The sequence below is a fragment of the Streptomyces durbertensis genome, assembly GCF_014156695.1.
GTDB lineage: Bacteria > Actinomycetota > Actinomycetes > Streptomycetales > Streptomycetaceae > Streptomyces > Streptomyces durbertensis.
In genome coordinates, this window is record NZ_WMLF01000874.1 from 1 (window position 1) to 815 (window position 815).

The 815-nt window shown below is 77.1% G+C and carries 1 protein-coding gene; it reads left to right on the top strand.

Translation table 11 applies throughout. The annotated features are described in order from the left end of the window. On the top strand, positions 1 to 815 hold an 815-nt coding region (locus GL263_RS27410), incomplete at both ends, for a uroporphyrinogen-III synthase (RefSeq protein ID WP_182858417.1).

An 815-nucleotide genomic window follows, 5' to 3' on the forward strand; every position in this document is an offset into this window, starting at 1 on the left:
GGTCGAACTGCTGGCGCGGGGGCCGAAGGTGAAGGGCGCGGTGCGGGCGGCCGGGCTGAACGAGAGCTGGTCGCCGGCGTCCGAGTCGATGGCGGAGGTGCTGGACCGGCTGCTGGAGGAGGGCGTCGACGGGCGGCGGGTGGCCGTGCAGCTGCACGGCGAGCCGCTGCCCGGCTTCTGCGAGGCGCTGCGCGCGGCGGGGGCGGAAGTGGTGGGCGTGCCGGTGTACCGGTGGCTGCCGCCGGAGGACACCGCGCCGCTGGACCGGCTCATCGACGCAGTGGTGGGGCGGGTGCTGGACGCCGTGACGTTCACCAGCGCGCCGGCGGCGGCGTCGCTGCTGGACCGGGCGAAGACGCGGGGCGTGTACGACGAGGTGCTGGGCGCGCTGCGGCACGACATGCTCGTCGCCTGCGTCGGACCGGTGACGGCGCTGCCGTTGCAGGCCGTCGAAGTGCCGACGGTGCAGCCCGAACGCTACCGGCTGGGCCCGCTGGTGCAGTTGCTGTGCGCCGAGTTGCCCGGCCGTCCCCTGCCGGTCGCCGGGCGGCAGTTGGAGATCCGGGGGCACGCGGTCGTCCTCGACGGCGAGGTGCGGCCGGTGCCGCCGGCCGGGATGTCGCTGCTGCGGGCGCTGGCGCGGCGGCCCGGGTGGGTGGTGCCGCGCGCCGAACTGCTGCGGGCGCTGCCGGGAGCGGGGCGGGACGAGCACGCCGTGGAGACGGCGATCGCGCGCCTTCGCGCGGCGCTCGGGGCTCCGCGGTTGGTGCAGACCGTGGTGAAGCGGGGGTACCGGCTCGCGCACGAGCCGGAGG